Here is a 6824-nt window from a genome sequence, read left to right as displayed (position 1 = left end):
CTGGGGTTTGGCCTCCGAGGCCGGTTTCTTTTTGGTCGGCATACATGCTCCTTTTCAACATGTTATGCCCGAACACAAAATTTCTGACAATCTCGCGAATAGTTGCTCTTGTGAGTCAACCGTCGGTCTGCATTTGGACGCCGCTGGAAGCCTAAGCATGTCGTCCCTTTACTCAGCGGAAAATCTTCCCGTAGCTGGTCAACGACGTGTGTCAAAAAATAGAGCTCGTTCAACAGCGCACGTACGCCGGCATTAAACAGCTCGCCGGTTATTTCCTTGATCAGGGTCGCCCGAAGGTAAAAATCTTCGTAATTGACAAGACGGTCAAACATCTCGGCAACCTATTTGCTATCGAATAGGTGGGCCATTGATTTTTACTCATCAAACACGCCGAGGCTCGCCCTCGGCAATTTCGCGCATCAGGCTCAGGTAACGAAGCGCGCCCAGCCCCAGGGGCCGGTTTTTTACCCAGATGATATCGACCCATAACCGCATCTGACTCGGCATGTAGTCAAAGACCACCTCCGTCAATGCGCCCGACGTGATGAGAGGGTGTACTAGCGGTTGTGGAAGATAAGCCCAACCCAATCCTTGCTGCACTAAGTCCAGCGTGGCCAGATAATTGTCGCTGTGCCAAATCCGCCGCGACAGCACAACACGTGGGTCAGAGTCTGCAGGTCCACCAGTAGCAACGATGATCTGCCGAACGTTGACCAGTTGCTCTTCACTTAAGGGGCTTTTCTTACCGTCAGCCGCAGGGTGATCTGGAGCAGCAACCGCTACTAACAATTGGCTCCCCGCTTCAAGAAACGTCTCGCGCTCGTCAAGCCCAGGGCGTTCGAATCCCAGTGCCAATTGCACGCGCCCTTCATGGAGCATGCGCATCGCCTCTGGATGGGACGCGGAGCGGATTTCGATTTCCAGCGTAGGAAACTCCCTGGCGATAATGGACAGCGGACGATTCCATATGCCTGTTTGCAACTCTGGCGCCATCGCAAGGACCAACCGCCCCTCCAATCCTTGATGAAGCTGGAGTGCATGGGCGTCCAGCAGATTCAACTGGCTGGCAACCTGTCGCGCCTGGGGCTCCAGTGCCTTGGCGACTGCCGTAGGAATGGCCTTGCGGGTTGATCGGTCAAAAAGCAACAAATCCAGCTCTGCTTCAAGCTGCGACACCGCCATGTTGACGGCTGAGGGTACCCGGCCTAGTTTTCGAGCGGCCGCCGAAAAGGATCCGCTATCGATGACAGAGAGGAAAATTCTAAGTGACTCACTGGTAAACGCCATAAGGGTCGTCAGTTTTTCTGATAATGGTCGTCTTTATGTATCAGGTTTGTTGGCCTAGCTTCTACTCTCTTTCAAATTAAATATGTGGGGTACGCCATGTCGGGTATGGAATTGAGGGGGCATGTGGCGCTTATCAGTGGTGCCGGGAGTGAGTCTGGGATCGGTATGGCTATTGCTCGAAGGCTCGGGACGTCCGGGGCGAAGTTGATCGTAACTGCCAGCAGCAACCGCATCGCGGATAGAGTTAACGAGCTGCGCGCCGAAGGATTTGAAGTTGAAGGCCGGCCAACTGACCTCACTGATGAACGTCAGGTACGTGAATTCAGCCTATGGGCAGAGTCAGTCTGGGGGCGGGTCGATATTCTGGTGAACAATGCCGGTATGGCCATGCAAGGAAGCCCGGAGGTTTTCTCGGAATTGGTAACGATGGAACTGCATGACTGGAATCTTTCAATGGCCAGGAATTTAACGACCGCTTTTCTTCTGACTCGGGCCGTTCTGCCCGGTATGAGGGCGCGAAGTTACGGACGCATTGTCAATATCAGTTCCACCACGGGCACTAGGGGAAGCAATCCGGGAGAAGCCGGTTATAGCGCGGCCAAGGCCGCGATGGTTGGTATGAGCATGGGACTTGCACTTGAGGTCGCCAGGCAGGGGGTTACCGTCAACAGCGTGGCGCCCGGATGGATCACCACCGGGTCATCCACGCCTGTTGAAGCAGAAGCGGGGCGCTTTACCCCGATCGGGAGAGCAGGCAGCCCCCGCGAAGTGGCCGCTGCAGTTGCGTTTCTGTCTTCGCCTGACGCCAGTTACATCACGGGTGAAGTCCTCGTGGTGGATGGCGGGAACTGTTTGATCGAGAACAAGGCCCCTCACGGCTGAGGCCAAGATGCAGACGGTTTATTCTCTTTTGGCCGGAAGTAAAACAGAGTGTTTAACTCCTCCAACTGGCGCTTAAGTTTGAATGCTCTCCAGCACGATCAGCGAATGATCCTGAGTGGAGGACTATAACCGCTACTCCTAAAGCGCAATGTATCAAAGAACAGGTGAGTTCTTTGAGCTGTACTCGGCTGTCATTCAGCAACATTTTTTAATTAGTTTGATATTTAATATAGGTTTTGACCATGTCGAAAAGTGGAGTTAGTGAATCAGCGATTGCTGCATTTACCGCAGCCGAGCGTGCCCGTTTTATAGAAAACAACCCGACGTCAATGGCGCTGGCCAAACGTGCCAAGGGGGCGCTGTTCAACGGTGTTCCCATGCACTGGATGAGCGATTGGTCGATGCCTTCGCCGCTCTTCGTCCTCCGTGCCAAAGGGGCACGCTTCACCGATGTTGACGGTCATGAATACATAGACTTTTGCCTCGGCGACACCGGCACGATGTTTGGCCATTCACCTGATCCTATAGCCCGCGCCATCGCCGAGCAGGCGAGCAATGGCTTGACCACGATGCTGCCTGGCGAAGACGCGGTGGTCTGCGCAGAGTTGTTGGCCCAGCAGTTTGAGCTGCCTTATTGGCAAGTCACCGCCAACGCGACCGACGCCAATCGTTATGTGCTGCGCTGGGCGCGCGCTATCACCCAGCGCAAGGTTCTGCTGGTGTTCGACGGCTGTTATCACGGCACCGTCGATGACGTGATGGTCCGGTACCGAGAGGGCAATACCGTGCACCGTTCGGGCCTCGTGGGGCAAGCCTACGACTTGACCCAATACAGTCGATCCATCCCCTTTAACGATGTCGCGGCACTGGAGGCTGCTTTAGCGCAGGGCGACGTGTGCGCGCTGATGTGCGAGCCGGCGATGACGAATATAGGCATGGTCCTGCCCGATCCGGGGTTCATGCAAAAGTGCCGCGAGTTGACGCGTAAACATGGCAGCCTGTTGATCATTGACGAGACCCACACTATTTCGACCGGCATCGGTGGGTGCACGCGCCAATGGGATTTGAAACCCGACTTTTTCGTGGTGGGTAAACCCATCGCAGGTGGCGTGCCTTGCGCAGTCTTTGGCATGACCGAGCCCGTCGCATGGGCCATGCACGCCGCGCAGAAAACCATTAGCGAGGAGAGCGGCGGGCATGGCCACAGTGGCATGGGAACGACGCTGTCCGCCAACGCACTCGCGATGCGTTGCATGCGAGTCAGTCTCGAAGAGGTCATGACCGAGTCTGCGTACCAGCACATGCTGCCCTTGGCCTCAAGGCTGGCCCAGGGATTTCGAGCGTTGTTCAAGCGGCACCAACTGAACTGGTCCGTCACCGAGCTTGGGGCTCGTTGTGAGTTTCAATTCTGTGCCACCTCGCCCAGGACCGGCGCGCAAGCCGAGGCGGCTTTTCATGACAGCCTTCAAATGGCCCTGCATCTCTATCTGATCAATCGCGGCATCCTGATCACGCCATTTCACAACATGACCCTGTGCTGTCCGCAAACAAGTGAGGCGGATATCGACAGGCTGATCGGTGAGCTGGATAACGCGCTGACCACCCTGCTTGCCCTACCTGGCGCGCGAGTTGTCTCTTCATAACTGCACGCCTGAAGACCCCATTGCTCTTAACTACTGCCCAGTCGCTTGAATGAGCGCGAAGAGGTTTAACATGCAATTTGCTGATAAAAAAGAGGCCGAGGATTATCTGGCCGCCCACCCTGAAGTGCGGAGCATCGAGTTGCTCCTTATCGACGCGAATGGTGTTCCACGAGGCAAACTGCTGCATCGCGACGAACTACTGGCGATCTACGAAAACGGCCGGCCGCTGCCAAGTTCTATTCTCGCCTTGACCGTGCAGGGGGAAGACGTAGACGAGACTGGCCTGGTCTGGGATGTCGCGGATGCCGATTGTTGGACATACCCCTTGGCGGGAAGCCTCACATTGCAACCCTGGCGCACCCATCCCACAGGTCAAGTGCAGGTGAGCATGCACCCGACCCAAGGTATTCCCGCCTCACCGGCCGACCCGCGACACGTACTGGTGCACACCATCGAACGGCTGAAAGCTGATGGATTCCATCCGGTTATGGCCGTTGAACTGGAGTTTTACTTGCTGGACCAGCAACGCGATGCCAATGGTCGGCCGCAGCCAGCGTTGCAGACAAATGGCGTGCGTCCTCAGGCTCCGCAGGTTTATGGCGTCTACGAGTTGGAGCAGCTTCAACCGTTTTTTGATGACCTCTACGCGGCGTGCGCGCTACAGGGCCTGCCAGTTAGGACGGCGATCTCCGAATACGCGCCAGGCCAAGTCGAGTTGACGCTGGAACATCGTTTCGACGCACTCCAGGCCATTGATGAAGGCGTACGCTACAAACGCCTGGTCAAAGGTGTCGCCCATAAACATGGGCTGCAAGCGTGCTTCATGGCCAAGCCATTCAGCGATCAGGCCGGTAGCGGTATGCATTTGCACGTCAGCCTGGCCGACGAGGAGGGTAACAACCTGTATGCGAGCGAAGACCCGCAGGGCACGCCGCTGTTGCGTCACTCCATTGGCGGGATGATGGCAACCTTGTTTGACTCGCTGGCGATATTTTGCCCCCATGCCAACTCATACCGCCGATTCCAGACCGGTAGTTACGCGCCGCTGGCCAAAAGTTGGGGCGTCAACAATCGTACGGTGTCGTTTCGCGTGCCCGGTGGCCCCGCAATAAGCCGGCATATCGAACACCGCATTTGCGGTGCCGATGCCAACCCGTACCTTGCCGCCGCCGCATTACTGGCGGGCATTCACTACGGCATCACCCATCAAAACGATCCCGGCCCGGCGATTGTGGGCAATGGGTATGAACAGGCCACCGATTTTCTACCCACCGACTGGCTGACCGCGTTGCAGGCCTTGCAGGATTCAACATGGGCACGCGAAGCGCTGGGCGCCGAATTCCTAAAGGTGTATCTGGCGATCAAATGGCGCGAGTTCCGTCAATTCAATGCGGAAGTCGGAGAGCAGGATTGGCGATGGTACCTGACTCACGCATGAGTGTTGGCCCGTCAGAGGCCTTAAAATGGACCGCTGGAGAGTAGCTGACAACTAAGATGCGCACAGCACATCCTGTGCATTTGACAGTAACTCATCATTATGAGCCGCAGGCCGAATGCCCGCGGCTCGGATTCAATCGCGCAGACGATAAGGGTGAGAAAAGGCTGAAATTGATCTTGCATGCTAGCATTCAAAGGTGCAGTATTTGGGCATAACAACAAATTGAAGATGCCCCTAATGAAAACGTATACCGACGTTCCATTGGCTTGCGCAGCAAACATCCCCAAGGCGCGAATGCGCCCCCCAGATCAACGGCCCTAGCGCTCTGGGCTTGTCTCCGAACGACTCATATCAGTCTCGTACCAACCTACAGCTCCTTCTGTGGCTAGCAGGAGTACATGTGTGTGCTCACCTAATAAGGATAAAATCATGGGCAAAATGCAAGCAGCTCGACTTCACAATGTCGGCCCGACCTTTGTGATCGACGAAATCGATATTCCTGCCATTGGGCCAACGGACGTGTTAGTGCACGTTAAAGCCTGCAACGTTGTCCCTAACCTGCGTAACGTTATCGAGCGTTATCCTGAGTGGTTCCCCTACCTACCCCTGCCTAAATTACCAGCCATCTATGGATTAGATGCCTCCGGGGTAGTCAAGGCAGTAGGTAGCCAAGTGCACTCGGTTAAGCCCGGCGATCGTGTGTACGTCAACCCAGGCCGAAGCTGTGGGTCTTGCCACGCGTGCCTGCGAGGTCAGCACCTCAACTGCACCGCATTCACCTTCCAAGGGTATTTTGGTTTCGGTGCTGGCTCGCAACGAGTGTTTGAAGATTACCCTTATGGTGGCTTCTGCGAGTTCATGACTGCGCCTGTCAGCGGGCTTGTTAAGCTCCCGGAATCCATCAGTTTTGAACAAGGCTGTCGTTTCGGTTATCTCGGCACTGCTTACTCTGCATTGCGCAAGGCGAATGTAGGTTCTGGGCAGACAGTCTTGATCAATGGCGCTTCAGGAACGTTAGGGGTTGGAGCAGTGATGCTCGCGTTGGCCATGGGAGCAACGAAAGTGCTCGGCATGGCCCGTAACCGCGAACTGCTCGAAAGAGTCCGTCAGCTGGATCCGTCTCGTGTGCACGTACTGTCTCTCGGAGAGCAGCCTGTTGATGAATGGGTTCGCGAGCATACCCAAGAGCTGGGTGCTGACGTCTTCATCGATGCAGTCGGTCCTGGAGCCCCCCATCAAATCACCGTCGACGGGATCAAATCGCTCCGTAGGGGAGGGCGTATGGTCGACATTGGGGGCATGTCTGAGGACTTGCCTGTGCCAATGTTCCAGCTGATGTGCTATCAGATCAGCATCATCGGTTCGCTATGGTTCACAGTTGCAGAAGGTCAGGACATGGCAGAGATGGCCGCTGCCGGCACGCTCGATTTGACAAAATTTGATCAGGAGGTTTTCCCCCTATCTGAAGTGAATAACGCTCTGGACGCCTTGGAAAACCGTAAGGGTGGCTTCACGAACGTTGTTGTAACGCCGGGCCGTTAATCGAACTGGCGCGGCATTGAGCTGCGCCAGTC

General features: G+C 55.8%; 6 protein-coding genes. 4 read left to right on the top strand and 2 right to left on the bottom strand.

Annotation, left to right across the window (positions count from 1 at the left end):
• Positions 1 to 62: 62 nt before the first annotated feature.
• Positions 63 to 332, bottom strand: a complete 270-nt coding sequence (locus tag ACIOWA_RS21300; RefSeq protein WP_401161768.1) for a hypothetical protein — start codon at positions 330 to 332, stop codon at positions 63 to 65.
• 49 nt (positions 333 to 381) lie between these two features.
• The gene (locus tag ACIOWA_RS21295) at positions 382 to 1287 is read right to left on the bottom strand and encodes a LysR family transcriptional regulator (RefSeq protein ID WP_401161766.1); all 906 of its coding nucleotides are present in this window, start codon (positions 1285 to 1287) and stop codon (positions 382 to 384) included.
• A gap of 96 nt (positions 1288 to 1383) precedes the next feature.
• On the opposite strand from ACIOWA_RS21295, the gene ACIOWA_RS21290 reads away from it, so the two are divergent.
• The 4 genes from ACIOWA_RS21290 (at position 1384) to ACIOWA_RS21275 (ending at position 6792) form a co-directional block, all read left to right on the top strand.
• Complete coding sequence (locus ACIOWA_RS21290; protein ID WP_401161764.1) at positions 1384 to 2169, top strand: SDR family NAD(P)-dependent oxidoreductase; 786 nt, start codon at positions 1384 to 1386, stop codon at positions 2167 to 2169.
• 242 nt (positions 2170 to 2411) lie between these two features.
• A complete protein-coding gene (locus ACIOWA_RS21285; protein WP_401161762.1) occupies positions 2412 to 3812 on the top strand; it encodes an aspartate aminotransferase family protein in 1401 nt (466 codons plus the stop codon).
• Between the two features lie 70 nt (positions 3813 to 3882).
• Positions 3883 to 5250: a glutamine synthetase family protein gene (locus ACIOWA_RS21280; protein ID WP_401161760.1), complete on the top strand. Its 1368-nt coding sequence runs from the start codon at positions 3883 to 3885 to the stop codon at positions 5248 to 5250.
• A 429-nt stretch (positions 5251 to 5679) separates the two neighbouring features.
• Complete coding sequence (locus ACIOWA_RS21275) at positions 5680 to 6792, top strand: alcohol dehydrogenase catalytic domain-containing protein (RefSeq protein WP_205928920.1); 1113 nt, start codon at positions 5680 to 5682, stop codon at positions 6790 to 6792.
• The last annotated feature ends 32 nt before the right edge of the window (positions 6793 to 6824 follow it).

This window comes from Pseudomonas sp. NPDC087614, from assembly GCF_044743485.1.
In the GTDB taxonomy this organism is placed as follows: domain Bacteria; phylum Pseudomonadota; class Gammaproteobacteria; order Pseudomonadales; family Pseudomonadaceae; genus Aquipseudomonas; species Aquipseudomonas baetica_A.
This window is presented reverse-complemented; position numbering and strand designations above follow the sequence as displayed.

Coding starts and splice junctions, on each gene's coding strand:
- ACIOWA_RS21300 (WP_401161768.1), bottom strand. CDS start 332: ATGTTTGACCGTCTTGTCAATTACGAAGATTTTTACCTTCGGGCGACC.
- ACIOWA_RS21295 (WP_401161766.1), bottom strand. CDS start 1,287: ATGGCGTTTACCAGTGAGTCACTTAGAATTTTCCTCTCTGTCATCGAT.
- ACIOWA_RS21290 (WP_401161764.1), top strand. CDS start 1,384: ATGTCGGGTATGGAATTGAGGGGGCATGTGGCGCTTATCAGTGGTGCC.
- ACIOWA_RS21285 (WP_401161762.1), top strand. CDS start 2,412: ATGTCGAAAAGTGGAGTTAGTGAATCAGCGATTGCTGCATTTACCGCA.
- ACIOWA_RS21280 (WP_401161760.1), top strand. CDS start 3,883: ATGCAATTTGCTGATAAAAAAGAGGCCGAGGATTATCTGGCCGCCCAC.
- ACIOWA_RS21275 (WP_205928920.1), top strand. CDS start 5,680: ATGGGCAAAATGCAAGCAGCTCGACTTCACAATGTCGGCCCGACCTTT.